The organism is Novosphingobium mathurense, assembly GCF_900168325.1.
Classification (GTDB): Bacteria; Pseudomonadota; Alphaproteobacteria; order Sphingomonadales; family Sphingomonadaceae; genus Novosphingobium; species Novosphingobium mathurense.
The window spans coordinates 876,361-894,070 of the sequence record NZ_FVZE01000002.1; the positions used below are offsets into that span (position 1 = coordinate 876,361).

General features: G+C 64.1%; 16 protein-coding genes and 1 tRNA gene. 9 read left to right on the forward strand and 8 right to left on the reverse strand.

Going from position 1 to position 17,710, the window contains the following annotated elements; genetic code table 11:
• Nucleotides 1-108: 108 nt before the first annotated feature.
• Nucleotides 109-2,871 (forward strand): bifunctional aconitate hydratase 2/2-methylisocitrate dehydratase, encoded by a 2,763-nt coding sequence (locus B5483_RS10940; RefSeq protein ID WP_079730305.1) that lies wholly within the window; start codon nt 109-111, stop codon nt 2,869-2,871.
• Between the two features lie 355 nt (nt 2,872-3,226).
• Here B5483_RS10940 and B5483_RS10945 read toward each other — a convergent pair.
• Nucleotides 3,227-3,317: transfer RNA gene (locus B5483_RS10945), tRNA-Ser, on the reverse strand.
• Between the two features lie 247 nt (nt 3,318-3,564).
• On the opposite strand from B5483_RS10945, the gene B5483_RS10950 reads away from it, so the two are divergent.
• From B5483_RS10950 to B5483_RS10960, 3 genes are all read left to right on the forward strand, one after another.
• Entirely contained in the window at nt 3,565-4,407 is an 843-nt protein-coding gene (locus B5483_RS10950; protein WP_079730306.1) for a DUF1134 domain-containing protein, read from the forward strand.
• 241 nt (nt 4,408-4,648) lie between these two features.
• On the forward strand, nt 4,649-5,827 hold the full coding sequence (locus tag B5483_RS10955) for an amino acid aminotransferase (protein ID WP_054947890.1): 1,179 nt from the start codon (nt 4,649-4,651) through the stop codon (nt 5,825-5,827).
• Between the two features lie 2 nt (nt 5,828-5,829).
• On the forward strand, nt 5,830-6,384 hold the full coding sequence (locus B5483_RS10960) for a GNAT family N-acetyltransferase (RefSeq protein ID WP_079730307.1): 555 nt from the start codon (nt 5,830-5,832) through the stop codon (nt 6,382-6,384).
• Between the two features lie 3 nt (nt 6,385-6,387).
• Here the strand turns inward: B5483_RS10960 and B5483_RS10965 are convergent, their stop codons facing one another.
• Genes B5483_RS10965 through B5483_RS10990 form a run of 6 tightly spaced genes read right to left on the reverse strand, consistent with a single transcriptional unit; the run spans nt 6,388 to nt 10,308 of the window.
• On the reverse strand, nt 6,388-7,005 hold the full coding sequence (locus B5483_RS10965) for a riboflavin synthase (RefSeq protein WP_054947892.1): 618 nt from the start codon (nt 7,003-7,005) through the stop codon (nt 6,388-6,390).
• Nucleotides 6,990-7,976 carry a bifunctional diaminohydroxyphosphoribosylaminopyrimidine deaminase/5-amino-6-(5-phosphoribosylamino)uracil reductase RibD gene (gene ribD, locus B5483_RS10970; protein ID WP_079730308.1) on the reverse strand — a complete coding sequence of 329 codons (987 nt, stop codon included), beginning with the start codon at nt 7,974-7,976 and terminating at the stop codon, nt 6,990-6,992. The genes B5483_RS10965 and ribD overlap by 16 nt, the downstream gene beginning before the upstream one ends.
• Nucleotides 7,973-8,467 (reverse strand): hypothetical protein, encoded by a 495-nt coding sequence (locus B5483_RS10975; RefSeq protein WP_079730309.1) that lies wholly within the window; start codon nt 8,465-8,467, stop codon nt 7,973-7,975. The genes ribD and B5483_RS10975 overlap by 4 nt, the downstream gene beginning before the upstream one ends.
• A 32-nt stretch (nt 8,468-8,499) precedes the next feature.
• The gene (locus tag B5483_RS10980) at nt 8,500-9,225 is read right to left on the reverse strand and encodes a M48 family metallopeptidase (RefSeq protein WP_054947895.1); all 726 of its coding nucleotides are present in this window, start codon (nt 9,223-9,225) and stop codon (nt 8,500-8,502) included.
• Between the two features lie 4 nt (nt 9,226-9,229).
• On the reverse strand, nt 9,230-9,709 hold the full coding sequence (locus tag B5483_RS10985) for a YcgN family cysteine cluster protein (protein WP_079730310.1): 480 nt from the start codon (nt 9,707-9,709) through the stop codon (nt 9,230-9,232).
• On the reverse strand, nt 9,706-10,308 hold the full coding sequence (locus tag B5483_RS10990) for an SCO family protein (protein WP_245828973.1): 603 nt from the start codon (nt 10,306-10,308) through the stop codon (nt 9,706-9,708). The genes B5483_RS10985 and B5483_RS10990 overlap by 4 nt, the downstream gene beginning before the upstream one ends.
• 156 nt (nt 10,309-10,464) lie before the next feature.
• On the opposite strand from B5483_RS10990, the gene B5483_RS10995 reads away from it, so the two are divergent.
• From B5483_RS10995 to ssb, 5 genes are all read left to right on the forward strand, one after another.
• Nucleotides 10,465-11,064, forward strand: a complete 600-nt coding sequence (locus B5483_RS10995; RefSeq protein WP_079730312.1) for an ankyrin repeat domain-containing protein — start codon at nt 10,465-10,467, stop codon at nt 11,062-11,064.
• A 19-nt stretch (nt 11,065-11,083) separates the two neighbouring features.
• Entirely contained in the window at nt 11,084-11,737 is a 654-nt protein-coding gene (locus B5483_RS11000; RefSeq protein ID WP_079730396.1) for a COQ9 family protein, read from the forward strand.
• A gap of 104 nt (nt 11,738-11,841) precedes the next feature.
• The gene (locus tag B5483_RS11005; RefSeq protein ID WP_054947911.1) at nt 11,842-12,081 is read left to right on the forward strand and encodes a FeoA family protein; all 240 of its coding nucleotides are present in this window, start codon (nt 11,842-11,844) and stop codon (nt 12,079-12,081) included.
• The gene (gene feoB / locus B5483_RS11010; RefSeq protein ID WP_054947912.1) at nt 12,078-13,919 is read left to right on the forward strand and encodes a ferrous iron transporter B; all 1,842 of its coding nucleotides are present in this window, start codon (nt 12,078-12,080) and stop codon (nt 13,917-13,919) included. Before B5483_RS11005 ends, feoB begins: the two co-directional genes overlap by 4 nt.
• Nucleotides 13,920-14,021: 102 nt before the next feature.
• Nucleotides 14,022-14,600, forward strand: coding sequence for a single-stranded DNA-binding protein (ssb, locus tag B5483_RS11015; protein WP_054947913.1), 579 nt, complete (start codon nt 14,022-14,024; stop codon nt 14,598-14,600).
• A 507-nt stretch (nt 14,601-15,107) separates the two neighbouring features.
• Here ssb and B5483_RS11020 read toward each other — a convergent pair.
• Nucleotides 15,108-17,447 carry a TonB-dependent receptor gene (locus B5483_RS11020; protein WP_245828976.1) on the reverse strand — a complete coding sequence of 780 codons (2,340 nt, stop codon included), beginning with the start codon at nt 17,445-17,447 and terminating at the stop codon, nt 15,108-15,110.
• Between the last annotated feature and the right edge of the window lie 263 nt (nt 17,448-17,710).

A 17,710-nucleotide genomic window follows, 5' to 3' on the forward strand; every position in this document is an offset into this window, starting at 1 on the left:
AGTTGATTTCGGTTGGCGTAGCGGGAGCCGCGCATGCCCTCGGGCAACCGAATTAGGCCGGATCACGGCACTTTTTTGGCTCCATTCACTCTTGAGCTTGGGATTACGATGAGCATCTACTTGGATTATCTGACCGAAATCGACAGCAGAGCTACGCAAGGCCTTGCGCCCAAGCCCATCGACGATGGCAAGCTCATCGAAGAGATCATCACCCTGATCAAGGATGCCGGCAGCGAACACCGCGCCGATGCTCTCGAGTTCTTCATCTACAACACGCTGCCCGGCACCACGAGCGCCGCTGCCGTGAAGGCAGAATTCCTGAAGGAAATCGTGCTGGGCGAAGTCGTCGTCCCGGAAATCTCGGTCGCCTTCGCGCTCGAACTGCTCTCGCACATGAAGGGCGGTCCCTCGGTCAAGGTCCTGCTCGACATCGCGCTGGGCGATGATGCCGCGGTTGCCGCGCAGGCTGCCGAAGTGCTGAAGACTCAGGTCTTCCTCTACGACGCCGACATGGCTCGTCTCGCCGATGCCTACAAGGCCGGCAACGCCATCGCCAGGGACGTGCTGGAGAGCTACGCCAAGGCCGAGTTCTTCACCAAGCTTCCGGACGTCGAGGACGAGATCAAGGTCGTCACGTTCATCGCCGGTGAAGGCGATATCTCGACCGACCTGCTCTCGCCGGGCAACCAGGCGCACTCGCGTTCGGACCGCGAACTGCACGGCCAGTGCATGATCTCGCCCGAAGCGCAGCAGCAGATCGTTGCGCTCAAGGCGCAGCACCCCGACGCGCACGTGATGATGATCGCGGAGAAGGGCACGATGGGCGTGGGCTCGTCGCGCATGTCGGGCGTGAACAACGTGGCGCTGTGGACCGGCAAGCAGTCCAGCCCCTATGTTCCTTTCGTGAACTACGCGCCGATCGTCGCGGGTACCAACGGCATCTCGCCGATCTTTGCGACCACCGTCGACGTGACCGGCGGCATCGGCATCAACCTGAAGAATTGGGTCAAGAAGGTCGGCGAAGACGGCAAGGCGATCCTCAACAACGACGGAAACCCCGTCCTTGAACAGAAGTTCTCGGTCGAGACCGGCACGGTCCTCAAGATCGACGTCAAGGACAAGGTCCTGCGCGACGAAGCCGGCAACGAACTGGTCGACGTTGCAAGCTCCTTCACCCCGCAGAAGATGGAATTCATGAAGGCGGGCAGCTCCTATGCCATCGTCTTCGGCAAGAAGCTCCAGACCTTTGCTGCCGAAACGCTGGGTGTAGAGGCCACCCCGGTTTTTGCACCGAACAAGGAAATCTCGGTTGAGGGCCAGGGCCTGACCGCGGTCGAGAAGATCTTCAACCGCAACGCCGTGGGCGTGACGCCGGGCAAGGTGCTGCATGCCGGATCGGACGTTCGCGTGCGCGTGAACATCGTCGGTTCGCAGGACACCACCGGCCTGATGACCGCGCAGGAACTGGAAGCGATGGCGGCCACCGTCATTTCGCCGATCGTCGACGGCGCCTACCAGTCGGGCTGCCACACCGCATCGGTGTGGGACAAGAAGGCACAGGCGAACATCCCGAAGCTCATGTCCTTCATGAACAACTTCGGCCTGATCACCGCACGCGACCCCAAGGGCGTCTATCACTCGATGACCGACGTCATCCACAAGGTGCTGAACGACATCACCGTGGACGACTGGGCGATCATCATCGGCGGCGACAGCCACACCCGCATGTCGAAGGGCGTTGCCTTCGGCGCGGACTCGGGCACTGTCGCACTGGCGCTGGCCACGGGTGAGGCGACCATGCCGATCCCGCAGTCGGTCAAGGTGACCTTCAAGGGCAAGATGCACCCGTACATGGACTTCCGTGACGTGGTCCATGCAACCCAGGCGCAGATGCTCAAGCAGTTCGGCGAGAACGTCTTCCAGGGCCGCATCATCGAAGTCCACATCGGCACGCTGCTGGCCGACCAGGCCTTCACCTTCACCGACTGGACGGCCGAAATGAAGGCCAAGGCCTCGATCTGCATCTCGCAGGACGAGACCCTGATCGAATCGCTGGAAATCGCCAAGTCGCGCATCCAGATCATGATCGACAAGGGCATGGACAACGCCGCCCAGACCCTGCAGGGCCTGATCAACAAGGCAGACGCGCGCATCGCGGAAATCCGTTCGGGCGAAAAGCCGGCTCTGGCCCCCGACGCCAACGCGAAGTATTTCGCCGAAGTCGTCGTGGATCTCGACCAGATCGACGAACCGATGATCGCCGACCCGGACGTAAACAACCCGGACGTGTCCAAGCGCTACACCCACGACACCATCCGCCCGGTTTCCTACTACGGCGGCACCAAGAAGGTGGACCTGGGCTTCGTCGGCTCATGCATGGTGCACAAGGGCGACATGAAGATCCTGGCGCAGATGCTCAAGAACATCGAAGCAGCAGAGGGCAAGGTGGAGTTCAAGGCGCCGCTGGTTGTCGCTCCGCCGACCTACAACATCGTCGACGAGCTGAAGGCCGAAGGCGACTGGGACGTGCTCAAGAAGTACGCCGGCTTCGAGTTCGACGACGTCGCACCGAAGACCGCCGCCCGCACCGAGTACGAGAACACCCTCTATCTGGAACGTCCGGGCTGCAACCTGTGCATGGGCAACCAGGAAAAGGCCGCCAAGGGCGACACCGTTCTGGCCACCTCGACCCGCCTGTTCCAGGGCCGCGTCGTGGAAGATGCCGCCGAGAAGAAGGGTGAATCGCTGCTCGCTTCGACCCCGCTCGTGGTGCTTTCCTCGATCCTCGGCCGCACGCCGAACATGGACGAGTACAAGAGCGCCGTGCAGGGCATCGACCTGACCAAGTTCGCTCCGCCGCAGGCTGCGTGATCGATGCCTGTCCGGTCCCGTTTCAGGGACCGGACGGGCGCTGTCATGGCTCAAGCGAAAAAATGCAGGGCGGCGCAGACGTCATGTCTGCGCCGCCCTTGCATGTGCGCTTGCTCCATCCTGAGCGTTCAGGATGCATTTATTCCATAAATTCAGCGTTTCGCTGGTGGATGGAGAGCTGCCTCGAGCGATCGGTCAATGATCGAACGAGGGCATGACCTGAGCCATGATCTTGCTGCCAAAGCCCATGCCCGGAACGCATGACTCTCATGGGAAGGCCAGTCTTGCCGTAATGTCGGGCGGGGCTGCCGTCGGCCCTGTAAGCTACTGATTCGATGCAGTAATCTACGGGAAGTGGCGGAGACGGAGGGATTCGAACCCTCGGTACCCTGATAGAGTACGGTTCCTTAGCAGGGAACTGGTTTCAGCCACTCACCCACGTCTCCGGATGCGGCGCAGGCGGGCCCTATAGCTGGGGGGATCAGGGGCATCAAGGGGGGATGAGCGCCGAATGTGAAATTAGTTCGCTGGCGACGATTCGGGGCCTTGGCGATTCGGTCTGCCGCAAAACCGACTCGGTCCATCGCCCGTTCATTGCAGCGGCACTAGCAGTGGATTCTTGTGCGATGTCGCAATGTTGCCGCGCTTCGGCGCCAGTTTTACCGCCGTACCGCGAGGGAGGATCGGAAAGTCATGTCAGTCTGCAAGCCAATCACCGAACAGAGCCGGATTAAGGCTCCGAAACGGGCTGGCGCGCGTGCATCACGATCGATGATCGCGCTCGCGGCGGCCTTTCTTGCCGTCGTCTCGCCGCTCTCGCCCGCCATGGCGCAAGTGACGACCGTCGATCCCGACGCCGCGATCGATGGGGACCTCAAGGGGGGCGACACCACCTTCTCGTCCGACCCCACCGGCGAGCTGCCCGCGCAGCACGATGCCGCAGCCGCATCGGGTAACGGCACGCCGATGGAGCCGAGCAGCAGTGTCTCGGACTGGAATGCCGACAAGATGGCAGCGCCGGCCGCGTCTGCGACGCCCGCTGCCGACAATTCGACAACCTACCACGAGGACGACCTGATCGGCGCGGCCGAAGGCGTCTTCGGCAAGGGCGCCAAGGGCCTCGCCGATGTGATCAAGGACCTGCTTGCCAAGCAGGGGGAGCCCAACGGCTACATCGTCGGGCGTGAGGCCGGTGGCGCTCTCGCGATCGGCCTGCGCTATGGCTCAGGCACGCTCTATCACAAGGTGGAAGGCGAAAAGCCGGTCTACTGGACCGGACCTTCGATCGGCTTCGATGCCGGGGCCAACGCCGGCAACGCCTTCGTGCTCGTCTACAACCTCTATGACTCCGAGGATCTCTATCACCGCTTCGGCGCAGGCGAGGGACAGGCCTACCTGATCGGCGGCTTCACCGTCAGCTACCTGCGCCGCGGCGATATCGTCCTTATCCCGGTCCGTGCCGGTGCGGGCCTGCGCCTTGGTGCCAACGTCGGTTACATGAAGTTCTCGCACAAGCAGCGTTGGCTGCCCTTCTGATCCGACCGGATCGGTAAGGTTCTACAGGATCGGTCCGCTCCCCATCCGAGCCCCCTCTCGCACCTGAGGGGCCGGGGCTCGCAAAGGGTCTGGGATGGGGAGTGGGCTGGAGCCGGTGCGGCACAAGGTAACACTTTTGCCGCACCGGCTTTCTTTTTTCTGCCGTTGTTGCAGTGTTGGTCAGCTTCGCGCAGATCACCTGTTGCTTCCATTACCGGGCGAGAGTAAGGCCGCGCCCGCCATGCTAAACAATCTTCAGCAACAGCCCGCCGATGCGCTTCTTGCGCTGATCAAGCTCCACAATTCGGACCCGCGCGCCGACAAGATCGATCTTGGCGTCGGAGTCTACCGAACCGGTGACGGGGAAACCCCGGTCTTCGGTGCGATCAAGGCGGCTGAGAAGAAGCTCGTCGAAACGCAGGACTCCAAGGCCTACCTTGGCCCCGAGGGCGACATGGGCTTCGTCGAAGCGCTGATGCCCTATGTTTTCGGCAAGGCGAACCCGACGCAGGACGGCCGCATCGAAGGCATGCAGACCCCCGGCGGCACCGGTTCGCTGCGTCTTGCCATTGCGATGGCCAAGCGCGCCGGCGTGACCCGCCTCATCGTCGGCAAGCCGAGCTGGCCGAACCACAACCAGATCTGCGCCGACCTCGACCTCGAAGTCTTCGAATTCGGCCACGCCAATGCCGATGGCAAAACCGACATGGACGCGGTGCGCGGTGCGATCGCACAGGCCCAGCCGGGCGATGCGATTCTGCTGCACGGCTGCTGCCACAACCCGACCGGCATCGATTATTCGAACGCCGAGTGGGACGAGATCGTCGGTCTCATCGCCGGCAAGGGTATCCTGCCGATCATCGACCTTGCCTACCAGGGGCTCGGTAACGGCATGGAAGAAGATGCCTACGGCCTGCGCCGCGTCATCGCATCGGTGCCCGAGGCGATCGTGTGCTATTCGTGCGACAAGAACTTCGGCCTCTATCGTGACCGCGTCGGCGCACTCTACGTGCTGGCAGCCGAGAAGGACGGCCTGCCCAAGATCATGTCGAACGCGCATGCCCTGGCCCGTGCCAACTGGTCGCAGCCGCCGGATCATGGCGGTGCCGCGGTTCGCCTGATCCTCGAGGACGAGGCGCTGACCAAGCAGTGGCTCGCCGAACTCGACGAAATGCGCGATCGCATGCGCCTGATGCGCGAGAAGCTGGCTGCTGCCGGAAAGACCGGCGGTGTCGACCTGACGCCGATCGGTGGACAGAACGGCCTGTTCTCGATCATCCCCTTCACCCCTGAGCAGGTGCAGGCGATGCGCGACAAGCATGGCATTTACTTCGCCGGTTCGGGCCGCATCAACGTGGCCGGCCTGACTCAGGGCAACATCGACAAGTTCATCGCTGCCGTTGCGGACGTAACGGCCTGACGATGGATCGTCAGCCGGTCCTTCAAGGGGATCGGCTGACGCTGCGTCCCCTGCGCTCCGGCGACTGGGACGCGCTGTTTGCCGTGGCCTGCGATCGCGAGATCTGGGCCGGGCATCCCTCGCACGACCGCTGGCAGGAACCCGTGTTCCGGGCTTTCTTCGACGAAGCCCTTGCCGGCGGCGGTGCCTTGGCGATCATCGACAAGCTCGCGCCGGAAAGCGGAACGATCATCGGATCGACCCGCTTCGGTGAGCCTGAAGCGGAAGCGCCGGGCGAGATCGAGATCGGCTGGTCGTTCCTTGCCCGCGCCTATTGGGGGCTAGGATATAACGCCGATTTCAAGCGGCTGATGCTGGTCCATGCGCTGGCGCATTACGATCGCGCCATCTTCCAGGTCGGCGCGGATAACGCGATTTCCCGCAAGGCCATGGCGAATATCGGCGGCAGGCTCGTGCCCGGCCGAATGCGTTCCTACGAACGCTGCGGCGTCACGGTCGATCACGTGATCTACGAAATCACCCGCGAGAGTTTCGCACAGGGGCCGCTGTCGGCCTGAGGTTCAGCCGCGCAGGCTTTGCATCCGCTTGAGGTAGCGGGCGAGCACGTCGATCTCCAGGTTCACGCAATCCCCTGCCTTGGCCGCGCCGATGGTCGTGACCTCGGCGGTGTGCGGGATAATGTTGAGCGTGAAGTGGCAGGTGCCGTCGGGCTGGTCGGTGACATCGTTCACCGTCAGCGAAATGCCGTCGACGGTGATCGAGCCCTTGGGCGCGATGAAGGGGGCAAGTTCGGCGGATGCCTCGATCTCGAAGCGACGCGAATCGCCCTCCGGCGTTATCGAGACGATCTTGCCGACGCCGTCGACATGGCCGGTCACGATGTGGCCGCCCAGTTCGTCACCCAGCTTGAGCGCGGGCTCGAGGTTGAGGCTGGTACCCTGTTCCCAGCGGCCGGGCACGGTGCGGGCAACGGACTCGGCGGAAATGTCGACCGCAAACCATGCATCGCCAGCGACGCCGCCCTTGTCGACGACGGTCAGGCAGACGCCCGAACAGGCGATGGAGGCACCCATCGCGATCCCGGCGGGATCGAACGGGCAGGCGATGACGGCGCGAAGGTCCCCGGTCTTGCGGGTTTCGCGGATCTGGCCGACGGCGGTGACTATTCCTGTGAACATGGGATGCGGCTGTAGACTTCGAGCGTGTCGCTGCCAAGCTGGCGTCGCTCGCAAATTCGCCACTGGCCATGAGCCGAAGCAAGCGACCCGAGGCCGAAGTCCCGGACGGCAGGCCGCCCGCCCAGCAGGATCGGCGCGCGGTAGATCAGCAGGCGGTCGACCAGCCCGGCACGCAGGAAGGACGAAGCAGCCCCCGCGCCGCCTTCGACGAAGAGGTACTGTACGCCATCCATGTCCGCGATCGCTTCGGGCGAGGGCAGGGCGCGCCAGCCTTCGGGCGCGTCGCCACCGGTCAGCACCCAGCGCTCGGGGCTGCGCTGTTCGAGGCCGGGCAGGCGCACGTCGAGACGCGGGGCATCGGCACGCAGGGTGCCGCCGCCCACGAGGATCGCATCGGCCCTGGCGCGCATGGCGTGGGTATGTGCACGTGCCTGCGCACCGGTGATCCACTGGCTTTCGCCCGACTGCAGCGCAAGGCAGCCGTCGAGCGACATGGCGAGCTTGAGCGTGACCTCGGGCCGCCCCAGCCGCTTCGAGACGAGATAGCCCGACAGGCTTTGCTCGCAGGCGGATGAGGGGAGGTATTCGGCGGCGATTCCGGCCTGGCGGATCCGCTGCATCCCCAAGCCTGCGGTGCGCGGATCGGGATCCATGCAGCCGATCACGACGCGGGCCAGGCCGGAGGCGCTCACGAGGTCGGCGCAGGCCGGGCCGCGCGGCGATTCGTGGGCGCAGGGTTCAAGCGAGACGTAGAGCGTGCCGCCGCGTGCCGCGTCGCCGGCGGCATCGAGCGCGACGGCTTCGGCATGGGGGCGCCCCGTCGCCCGGGTCCAGCCGCGGGCAACAACCTTGCCTTCCTTCACGACGATCGCGCCGACGCCGGGATTGGGTCGACTGATCGGACGCGCGCGCGCGGCGAGACCGGCGGTTGCCGCCAGCCAGCGAGCGTCCTCGCGATTATCTGCTGTCACTGGGCAGCTTCGTCCTGTTGGGCCGCGATCTGCTCGACCGATGTAACGCCTTCGGGCAGTTTGCCTTGTTTCTTTTTCTGTGCGGCGTCCCGGGCAGCCTGCTCGGCTTCGGCCTCGCGCGCGATCTTTTCGACGTCCATGCCGGACATGCGGCCGATCGTCTTGTAGATGTTGCGCACTTCCTCGTCACGCTTGGCGAGTTCCTTGGCGACCGCTTCCTTGCGCTTCTGGTTCGCGATGTTGGACGCGATGATCTCGGCCTCGGTGCGATGGCCGGAGAACGTCGAGATATAGGTGATCTTCGGCGGAGGCTGTGGGCCTTTCGCCTCCTGCTGGTACATCGTGAAGAACACGCCGAAAGTGCAGGCGGCCGAAAGCGCGGCAATGCGCCAGCGGTTGCTGCCGGCCTGTTTCCAGACGGCCTTGAAGTCGGCGACCATCCCCGTGGGGCTGACGTCCTTCCAGTATCCTGAGCGTTTGAACAACGACATGGGGCCTACTTAGGCGCTTCGGGGGCCAAACGCTAGCCGAAGGGGAGGTAAAGCTCGCGTCCGTGGGCCTTGAGCCAGGCATTCGCAGTCCGAATATCGCCTTCGAACAGCGCATTGAGGCTGGCGTGGAAGGCGGGCGAGTGGTCGAAATGGATGAGGTGGGCCACTTCGTGGGCGACAACGGACCGGCGCACGAAGTCCGGGGCCATTATCAGGCGCCAGTTGATCCGGATGGAGCCGTCGGGCGCGCAACTGCCCCAACGCCGCTTCGCGTTCGAGAGCGCCAGCTTGGGCGCGGCGACTTCGGCCCGGGCGCAGTACTCGACCAGATCCCCGGCCATGAGCGTACGCGCTTCGCCCTCCAGCCAGCGCCTGAGGCGGGATTGCAGCGAGGTTTCGGGGCCGCCCAGCGCGATGGCGCCTTCGCCGTGGACGGCGCGGCGCGGGGCCTGGGGATCGTGCCGGATGAGAAGGGCTTCGCCGCGAAACCGGATCTGCGCGCCGTGGGCAAGGGGCTCGGCGACGGGCAGGGCGGCAAGCTGACGGGCGAGCCAGTCGCGCCGCGATCCGGCGAAGGCGATGGCTTCTGCCGTACGCGTCCAGCGCGGGATCGTGATGCGCACTTCGCTGCCGTCGGGAGCCAGCCGCATGGTAAGGCGGCGCGCCCGGTCATGGCGGCGGATCACTATGGGGACGTCCTTGCCGTCAAGGTCTATGACAGGCTCTTCGCGAGGATTGCGGCGCAACCAGTCGAGCACGGACTCAGCCTTCCTCCTCTTCGCAGGCGTCCTCGTCGAAATCGTCTTCGCCGTAGGGCCAGACGATGTGATGCTCCAGCGGCCCGGCGACGGTCTCGCTGATCACCTTGCCGACGATCGACATGCCCGCGTCATGCACCGCATTGCGATCCCCGCTGAGGAGATAGTGCCATTCGGGCAGGGGCTGGCCTTCCGAGCGCAGGCGATAGGCGCAGCTCGGCGGCAGCCAGTCGAGGCTGCCTGCATTCTTCAGGCTGAGGCTGAGGCAATCGGGCACGAAGCTGCGGCGATTGGCATAGTCGCTGCACCGTGCGGTCTTGAGGTCGAGCAGCTTGCACGCGACGTTGGTGTGAAAGATCTCTCCGGTGTCGGCGTCTTCCACCTTGTGCAGGCAGCATTGGCCGCAACCGTCGCACAGGGCTTCCCACTGTGCGCGGTCGAGCGTCTCGAGCGGACGCTCCCAGAAAGGCGTCGCGCTGCTCACTTCACCCTCTTGGCAAGTTCGGCTGCAACGGCGTCGGGGCCCTTGTCGACGGGGAGCATGGCGATGGGCTTGCCGTCCGGGCCCATCAGGTAGGCAATGCGGCTGTGGTCCATCAGGTATCCGCCGGGGGTTTTCTCACCCTTCTTGTAATAGGCGACAAAGGCGTCGGCGGCGACTCTTACCTGATCGGGGGTGCCGGTCAGGCCCAGCAGGTTGGGGCCGAAGGCGGCGGTCCACTCACCGACGACCCTGGGGGTATCGCGTTCGGGGTCGATCGAGATGAAGATCGGCTGCACTTTCGCCGCTTCCGCAGGGTGCGCCTTGTCGAACAGGTTGAAGCCGCGCATCATCGCCTGGACATCGAGCGGGCAGGCATCCGGACAGAAGGTGTATCCGAAATAGACGATGCGCCACTTGCCTTTGAACTGGTCCCAGGTGACGGGCTTGCCGTCCTTGTCGACCAGCGTGAAAGGCCCCCCGATCGCGGCGCCTTCCAGCGGCGGTCGCTCAGGCTGCTCCTGCTGCGAGCAGGCGGTGAGAGACAGGCTCGCGGCAAGGCCGAGGGCAAAGGGGGCTATCCAGCGTGTCAGGTAGGTCATGGCGCGTCGCTTCATGCTCTGCTAAGCCGCGCCATGCAAGGTGCGATGCCTGGGTCGAACAGCAGCAAGCGCCGGAAGAATCGACCAAGTCGGAGGAAATACGAAGTGTCCAGGAACAACTTGGGGTACGGTGCGCGGATCTCTCGGGCGATCCTGATGGCGGTCTTGCCGACGCTTGCCGCGGGTCTTGCGGTTTCCTCACCGGTCATGGCCCAGGCGGGCTTCTCGGAAGGGTACAAGTTCCTCGAAGCGGTCAAGAAGAAGGATGGGGCCAAGGTCGAAGAAGCCCTGCTCGATCCTTCATCGCAGATCATCAATTCGCGCGACGTGACCACTGGCGAGACGGCGTTGCACATCGTCACTGCCCGCCGCGACCTGACCTGGCTCAACTACCTCATCTCGCATGGCGCCAACGTCAACGCTGCGGACGATCACGGCCGCACGCCGCTGGAAATGGCGGTCAATCTGGGCTGGCGTGAAGGCGCGGAGTTCCTGCTGGAAAGCAAGGCGTCGCCCGACCCTTCGAACGACGCGGGCGAAACGCCGTTGATCTATGCCGTGCACCGTAAGGACCTGCAGCTCGTCAAGGCGCTGCTGCAGGCCGGAGCCGATCCCAATCGTGCCGACAATTCGGGGCGTTCGGCGCGCGACTATGCGGCGCTCGACAGCAAGACCGGCCCGATGACGTCCGTACTCGACGAATATGCGGCGAAGAACAAGAAGAAGGCACAGGCCGTCTACGGCCCGGTGATGTGATCGCGTGGCAGGCAGGATGATGGAAGAGCCGCAGACTCTCGAAGCGCTGCGCCGACAGCTCGCCCCGGCGATTGCCGATGCCGTCGCCTTCGATGGGTGGAGCGAGGAAGCGGTGGCGCAGGCCGCGGCCATGGCGGGCATCGATAACGAACTTGCCCAGTTCGCCTTCCAGGGCGGTGCGATGGCGATGATCGCCGCCTGGATCGGCCATGTCGATGAACGCATGGTGGCCACGACGCCGGCCGAATCGCTGGCGAATCTTCCGATCCGCGAGCGTATCCGTCGCCTCGTCATGGCGCGACTCGACGCCGTGGCCGGCAGGGAGGAAGCCCTGACCCGGGCGCTTTCGATCATGGCGATGCCGCAAAACGTCGCCGCCGCGACAAAGCTGGGATGGCATAGCGCGGATGTGATGTGGCGCCTCGCAGGGGATACCGCGACGGACTACAACCACTATACCAAGCGGGCGATCCTTGGAGCGATCTATGCCGCGACGCTGCAGGTCTATGCCCGCGACAAGAGCGATGACAAGGCTGAAACCCGCGCTTTTCTGGACCGCCGGATCGACGGCATCATCCGCTTCGAAAAGACCAAGGCGAAAGTGTTCCGCGCCCCTGACGACCGTTTCAGCGTGACCCGGCTGCTGGGCCGGTTGCGCTACCCGGCGCGCTGATTTTTCGCCTGTCGCTGCTCCCGATTTGATCGCGGACAATGACAGGAGGGGGTGGCTATTGCGAACCAGTTGCAAATAACGATGTAATCTGGCAGCGCAGATCCATGACTTTAGACTTGCTTCCCGTAGGCCAGGGCGCCCGCATCACAGCGGTCGACTGGAAATGCCTCGTCGATGAGGAGGCGCACCGCCTGCGTGCGCTCGGCATCGACGAGGGGGCCAAGGTTTCCGTTTCGCATCGCGGCGTCTTCGGCGGCCGCGATCCGATCGCGATTTCGGTCGGCCGCATGATCGTGGCCGTGCGCCGCGCCCACGCCGCAGCCATGGAAGTGGAAGTCCTGTGAGCCGCCAACGCAAGGTCGCACTGGTCGGCAACCCCAATGCGGGCAAGAGCGCGCTGTTCAATGCCCTGACCGGTGCGCGTCAGAAGATCGCGAATTATCCGGGCGTCACCGTCGAGCGCAAGTCGGGCCGCTTCGTGCTTCCCACCGGCGAGCCGGTGGAGATGACCGACCTTCCCGGCGCTTACAGCCTAGATGCAACGAGCCCGGACGAGGAAGTTACTTCCAAGGTCGTGCGCGGCCATTTCCCCGGCGAAGCCGTGCCGGACGTGCTGGTGATCGTCCTCGATGCGTCGAACCTGGAACAGCACCTGGTCTTCGCGCAGGAAATCCTTGCGCTGGGCAAGCCCACCGTCATCGCGCTCAACATGGTCGACCTTGCCGAACGCGACGGTCTCGTGCTCGACGCCATGCTGCTCGAGCAGGAACTGGGGGTGCGCGTCATTCCCACGGTAGCCGTGCGTCGCCGCGGCCTGACCGATCTGGCAGAGGCGATCGCCTCTGCCGAGATGCGCCACCCCGGGCCGGGCATAACCGACCTTTCCCTGACCGAGCGGCGCGTTGCTGCCCATGCCATGGCCGAAGGCGCGATTCTCTCGGAAACCCGCCGCCATCGCCTGCACGCGCAGCTCGATCGTCTTCTGCTCAATCCCTGGATCGGGCCGTTCGTTCTGTTCGCGCTGCTCTTCGTGGTGTTTCAGGCGGTCTTTGCCTGGGCGACCCCGTTCGCCGACGGACTGGAGGCAGCGGTAGGCTGGCTGACCGACTGGACTATCGAGTTCATGCCCGCTGGCCTCGTACGCGATCTCGTGACCGACGGCATCCTTGCCGGTGTCGGCTCGGTGGTCGTGTTCCTGCCGCAGATCGTCATCCTTTTCGCATTCATCCTCGCGATGGAAGCATCGGGCTACATGGCTCGCGCGGCCTTCCTGATGGACCGGCTGATGTCCTCGGTCGGCCTTTCGGGGCGCAGTTTCATTCCGCTGCTTTCGAGCTTCGCCTGCGCCATTCCCGGCATCATGGCGACACGCTCGATCAGCGATCCCAAGGATCGGCTGACGACGATCCTGATCGCGCCGCTGATGACGTGCTCGGCGCGCCTGCCGGTCTATGCGGTGATCATCGCCGCCTTCATCCCCAGCCGGTCCGTCGGCTGGGGCATCGGCCTGCAGGGACTGGTTCTCTTCGCGCTCTATGTCGCGGGCGTGATCGGGGCGATGGCGGTCGCTCTCGTGCTGCGCCGATCGGTGACCAAGGGGGCGGCTTCGGGCTTCATCATGGAGCTGCCGAAGTACCAGCTTCCCCGCCTCAAGGACATGGCGATCGGCCTGTGGCAGCGTGCCTGGATCTTCCTGCGGCGCGCCGGCACGATCATCTTCACCGTCACTGTCGTGCTGTGGGTCATGCTCAATTTCCCGCAGGCCCGCCCGGGAGAAAGCCAGGTCGACGCCTCGATTGCTGGAAAGGTCGCCAATGGCCTTGCCGTCGTGGTCGAGCCCATCGGCTTCAACCGTGACATGGCACTGGCGCTGATCCCGGCCATGGCTGCGCGCGAAGTGGCAGTCAGTTCGCTGGCGACGACTTATGCGGTCGATGCCACGGACGAGGACGAGCAGGCGATGGAACTGGGCGATCAGCTCAAGTCGCGCTGGACCCTGCCAATGGCACTGGCTTTCCTGGCCTGGTTCGTCTTCGCGCCGCAGTGCATGTCGACGATTGCCGTCACCCGGCGTGAGACGAACGGCTGGAAGTGGCCCGCCTTCATGCTCGCCTACCTGTTCGGCCTCGCCTATATTGCCGCAGGGCTGACGTTCTGGACCGCGACGGCCATCGGCCTCTAGCGATCCTTCCGCCTCGGTTGTGGGAAAGGCCCGCTTCCGGGGTTGGCGTCGGACGCCGCGATTGGCTACCCAACCGGCCACACACGATAGGAAAGCGATTCCATGGCAGGCAGCGTCAACAAGGTCATTCTCGTCGGCAATCTCGGGGCTGACCCGGAAGTCCGTTCGTTCCAGAACGGCGGCAAGGTATGCAACCTGCGTATCGCCACCAGTGAATCGTGGAAGGACCGCAACACCGGGGAGCGCCAGGAGCGTACCGAATGGCATTCGGTCGCGATTTTCTCCGAAGGTCTGGCCGGCGTGGCCGAGCGCTTCCTGCGCAAGGGCTCGAAGGTCTACATCGAAGGCCAGCTGCGCACCCGCAAGTGGCAGGACCAGCAGGGCAACGACCGTTATACGACCGAAATCGTACTGCAGGGACCGGGCGCGGTCATGACCATGCTCGATGGTGCGCAGGGCGGCGGCGGTGGCGGCGGTCGCTCCGGCGGCTTCGGCGAAGGCGGCGCATCGGGCGGCTTTGGCGGCGGTGGCCGCTCGGGCGGTGGCGGTGCGCGTGGAGGTGACGACTGGGGTCGTTCGGGCGGTGGCGGCGACGACTGGGGTCGCACCGGCGGATCGTCGGGCGGCAGCAGCAGCGGCGGCGGCTTCGGCGACGATCTTGACGATGACATTCCGTTCTGATCTGCCACGCGGATCATACTTGAGCCGTGCGGGAGATGCCTTTGCGCTGAGGCCCTGCACGGAGGAGCGATGGGGCTGGATGACAGCCCTTTCCCCATAGAAGCGCCGGGCAAGGTTCTTGCCCACGACCTCTCGATATATGCGATAGACTGGTTGCCGGCCGCGCAGCCGCCAGACCGCCGGGCTGAAAGCAGGGCGCAATCTGCGGCACGGCTCTCGGCCGGGCGTGCGGGTTTCGCTCGTCCTTGGCAACGCACAGGCGCGCTTCGCAACGTAGCGGCACAATTCCCAGTGCATCCGATGTTGGGTGGGGTTGTCCCCGCTTTGCCTCAAGCCAACGTGTGCGGCGAGGTCGAGCGCAGGACGTTAACTGCGTATGCTCTGCAGAGCGAGCCATGAGGCGGTAGGTCGGTCACCCCGGGTAAGGGGCTCGGGTGATCAGACGATCCGATCAGGTCAAGAAAAAGGCGGGCCATCGTGAAGATGGCCCGCCCATAGTCATTCAACTCAGAAGTTGTAGCCGAAACGCAGGCCGACCGTCCTGGTCGAGTCCAGGCCCCAGCGCTGCGTGTAGCTCAGCATGGGGCTCGGCTGGGCGCTGCTGTCACCCGATTCGATCTGGATGGCGAGCGGGTAGACCTTGTTCGTGCAGTTCTTGCAGAACACCGACAGGTTCCAGGCGTCGCCGCGAAGGCCGATGCTGCCGTTCAGGACGTCGATCGCACCGATCTGCGAATCCGGCGCATGATTGATGACCGTCTCGACCTTCGAGCGATGGTAGAGGTCGGCATTCAGCAGCAGGCTCAGGCCGTTGTCGTTCAGCGGCAGCTCGTAAGCGGCGCCGATCGTCCCGGTGAACTTGGGGGCATATGCAAGGCGGTATCCCGAAGCGTCGAAAGTACCCGCAGTCCCGCATCCCTGGCCCGGGTAGCACTGTGCAGCCGAGTAGGTGTCAAACTTGGTATCGGCATAGGCACCGGTCGCCGACAGCGTCAGGCCATGGGCCGGACGGACGGTGACCGAAGCTTCGGCGCCCTTGCTCTTCACCTTGGCAGCATTGCCGATCACGAAGGTCCGCAGATCTGTATCGAACGACTGGATCTGGAAGTTGTCGAAGATGGTGTGGAACACCGAGGCGTTGATCGTGACCATGCGGCCCAGCAGGCTCGACTTGACACCCGCCTCGAAATTCTTGGTGGTTTCGGGGTAGATGGCGAGGTTGGCATCGAGGGATGCGCCGGTGTCGTTCATGCCCGGGCCCTTGTAGCCACGGCCGTAAGAGACATAGAACATCACGTCGTTCGAAGGCTTGAACTGGCCGCCGAACTTCCAGCTGAACTCGTCGTTGCTGAAGCTCTGCTTGAACGTCCCGTTGGGAACGCCGAGCGTCAGGAAGTATGCACCGGTGTTCTGGACGAGGTCGATCGAGACCTTGTCATGCGTGAAGCGGCCGCCGGCAAAGACGTTGAACATGTCGTTGAAGGCATAGGTCAGCTGACCGAACGCAGCGTAGCTTTCGTTCTTGCTGGTATAGTCCTTGTCGGTGCCCAGGAAGTAGTCGTTGGTCGGCGCACAGGTCGACGGAGCGTTGGCCCCCACGCAGAACGCGTTGCCCAGAAGCGGATCCGTGAAGTAATTGTTCCCGGCGATCTGGCTGACCTGATCGAGCTTCGAGTGATAGTAGTAGAGGCCGACCTGGCCGGTGAGCGGACCCGTCGACGGAAGGGCAAGGCGCAGTTCTTCGCTGAACTGGTCGAAGCGCGAGCTGGTGCTGTTGATGTTCGCACCGTTCTGGCCGGTCGAGTCAGCGTCGATCTGCTGGTTGAGCGAGTAGAACTTCCAGGCGAAGATGTTCGACAGGGTCCAGCCGCTGTCGAGTTCATAATCGAGGTTGAGCTGTGCGCCACCGGTCTTGAGGTCGCGATACTGCGCGCCGTCGCTTCCCGCATAGAAGTTGCGATCGCCCGGCGTTACGCCATCGCCCGCAACCGGGCCCGTATTGATGCTGCCATCGGCGAGCTGCCGATAGGTGACGTCGAAGATCGTGCCGATGCCGTGCGTCTCGTAGTATTCGCCGATGGCGTAGACGGTCAGCTGGTCGGTAGCTTCCAGCAGGTACTTGCCGCGCAGGCCGTACTGGCGGAAGTTGTTGTCCTGACGGCCGGTCGCATTCTCGCGATTGTAATGCGTGATCGGCTGCTGGTACTTGTAGACGCCGCTGACGCGCAGGGCAGAATTGTCGGTGACGGGCACGTTGACCGTGGAGTCGACCTGGACGCCGTCCGCGTTGTTGCCGGGCAGTGCGTTCGACGTGGCCTGTGCATTGAAATTGGCGCCGTAGTGTCCGATCTCCGGACGCTCGGTCGTGATGTTGACGAGGCCGGCCGATGCGTTCTTGCCGAACAGCAGGCCTTGCGGGCCGTTCAGGACTTCCACGCGTGCCACGTCGAGGAACGGGTTTCCGTTCAGCATGCTGCTGCCCAGAGTGACGCCATCGACCGCGGTCGCAACGCTCGATTCGATCGTGCTGGCGAAGGACTGCGTGCCGATGCCGCGGATCGAGTAGTTGTTGTCGCGCTGGACCTGGAGGCTGGGCGCGATGAGGCCGAGCTGACGCTGGTCGGTAATGCCGCGGTCACGCAGCGTGTCGCCGCTCAGGGCCTGGACGCTGAGGGGGACGTCGAGCAGGCGCTGGGACTGACGCTGTGCCGTAACGACGATGTCGTTGCCGGTCGTTTCCTCGGACTGGGGGGCGTCTTGCGCCGTGTCGGCATCCTGCGCGAAGACCGGATTTCCGGACAGGACGGTCCCGGCGAGGATGGCGCAAACAAACTGCAGTTTCTTCAAGTTTTTATTCCTCCCGAATAGGGTGTCGACGGTTGGTGATCACACCATGAACCGCGTTCGCTCTTGCGAGCCGACGATGAGCTCCAGCGCTCGCTACCGCTCGAGGCGGCACGATCTTTTGAGAACCCGAACTTCATGTGGAAATTTGCGCGGCGGTAAGCCTGCGCGGTGACTTCTCTCCTACGAGCATCCCGCTTTGCTGAAACGCGGTGATCAATCTAATCGCTGATTGATTGAGCGCCGATTAGATTGGCGCCGGGTCA

Excerpts from the sequence above, each read along its gene's own strand:
- B5483_RS10940 (WP_079730305.1), top strand. The coding sequence starts at position 109 with ATGAGCATCTACTTGGATTATCTGACCGAAATCGACAGCAGAGCTACG.
- B5483_RS10960 (WP_079730307.1), top strand. The coding sequence starts at position 5,830 with ATGGATCGTCAGCCGGTCCTTCAAGGGGATCGGCTGACGCTGCGTCCC.
- B5483_RS11005 (WP_054947911.1), top strand. The coding sequence starts at position 11,842 with ATGACTTTAGACTTGCTTCCCGTAGGCCAGGGCGCCCGCATCACAGCG.
- B5483_RS10955 (WP_054947890.1), top strand. The coding sequence starts at position 4,649 with ATGCTAAACAATCTTCAGCAACAGCCCGCCGATGCGCTTCTTGCGCTG.
- B5483_RS10950 (WP_079730306.1), top strand. The coding sequence starts at position 3,565 with ATGTCAGTCTGCAAGCCAATCACCGAACAGAGCCGGATTAAGGCTCCG.
- B5483_RS10965 (WP_054947892.1), bottom strand. The coding sequence starts at position 7,005 with ATGTTCACAGGAATAGTCACCGCCGTCGGCCAGATCCGCGAAACCCGC.
- B5483_RS10975 (WP_079730309.1), bottom strand. The coding sequence starts at position 8,467 with ATGTCGTTGTTCAAACGCTCAGGATACTGGAAGGACGTCAGCCCCACG.
- B5483_RS10995 (WP_079730312.1), top strand. The coding sequence starts at position 10,465 with ATGGCGGTCTTGCCGACGCTTGCCGCGGGTCTTGCGGTTTCCTCACCG.
- B5483_RS11000 (WP_079730396.1), top strand. The coding sequence starts at position 11,084 with ATGGAAGAGCCGCAGACTCTCGAAGCGCTGCGCCGACAGCTCGCCCCG.
- ssb (WP_054947913.1), top strand. The coding sequence starts at position 14,022 with ATGGCAGGCAGCGTCAACAAGGTCATTCTCGTCGGCAATCTCGGGGCT.
- B5483_RS10990 (WP_245828973.1), bottom strand. The coding sequence starts at position 10,308 with ATGACCTACCTGACACGCTGGATAGCCCCCTTTGCCCTCGGCCTTGCC.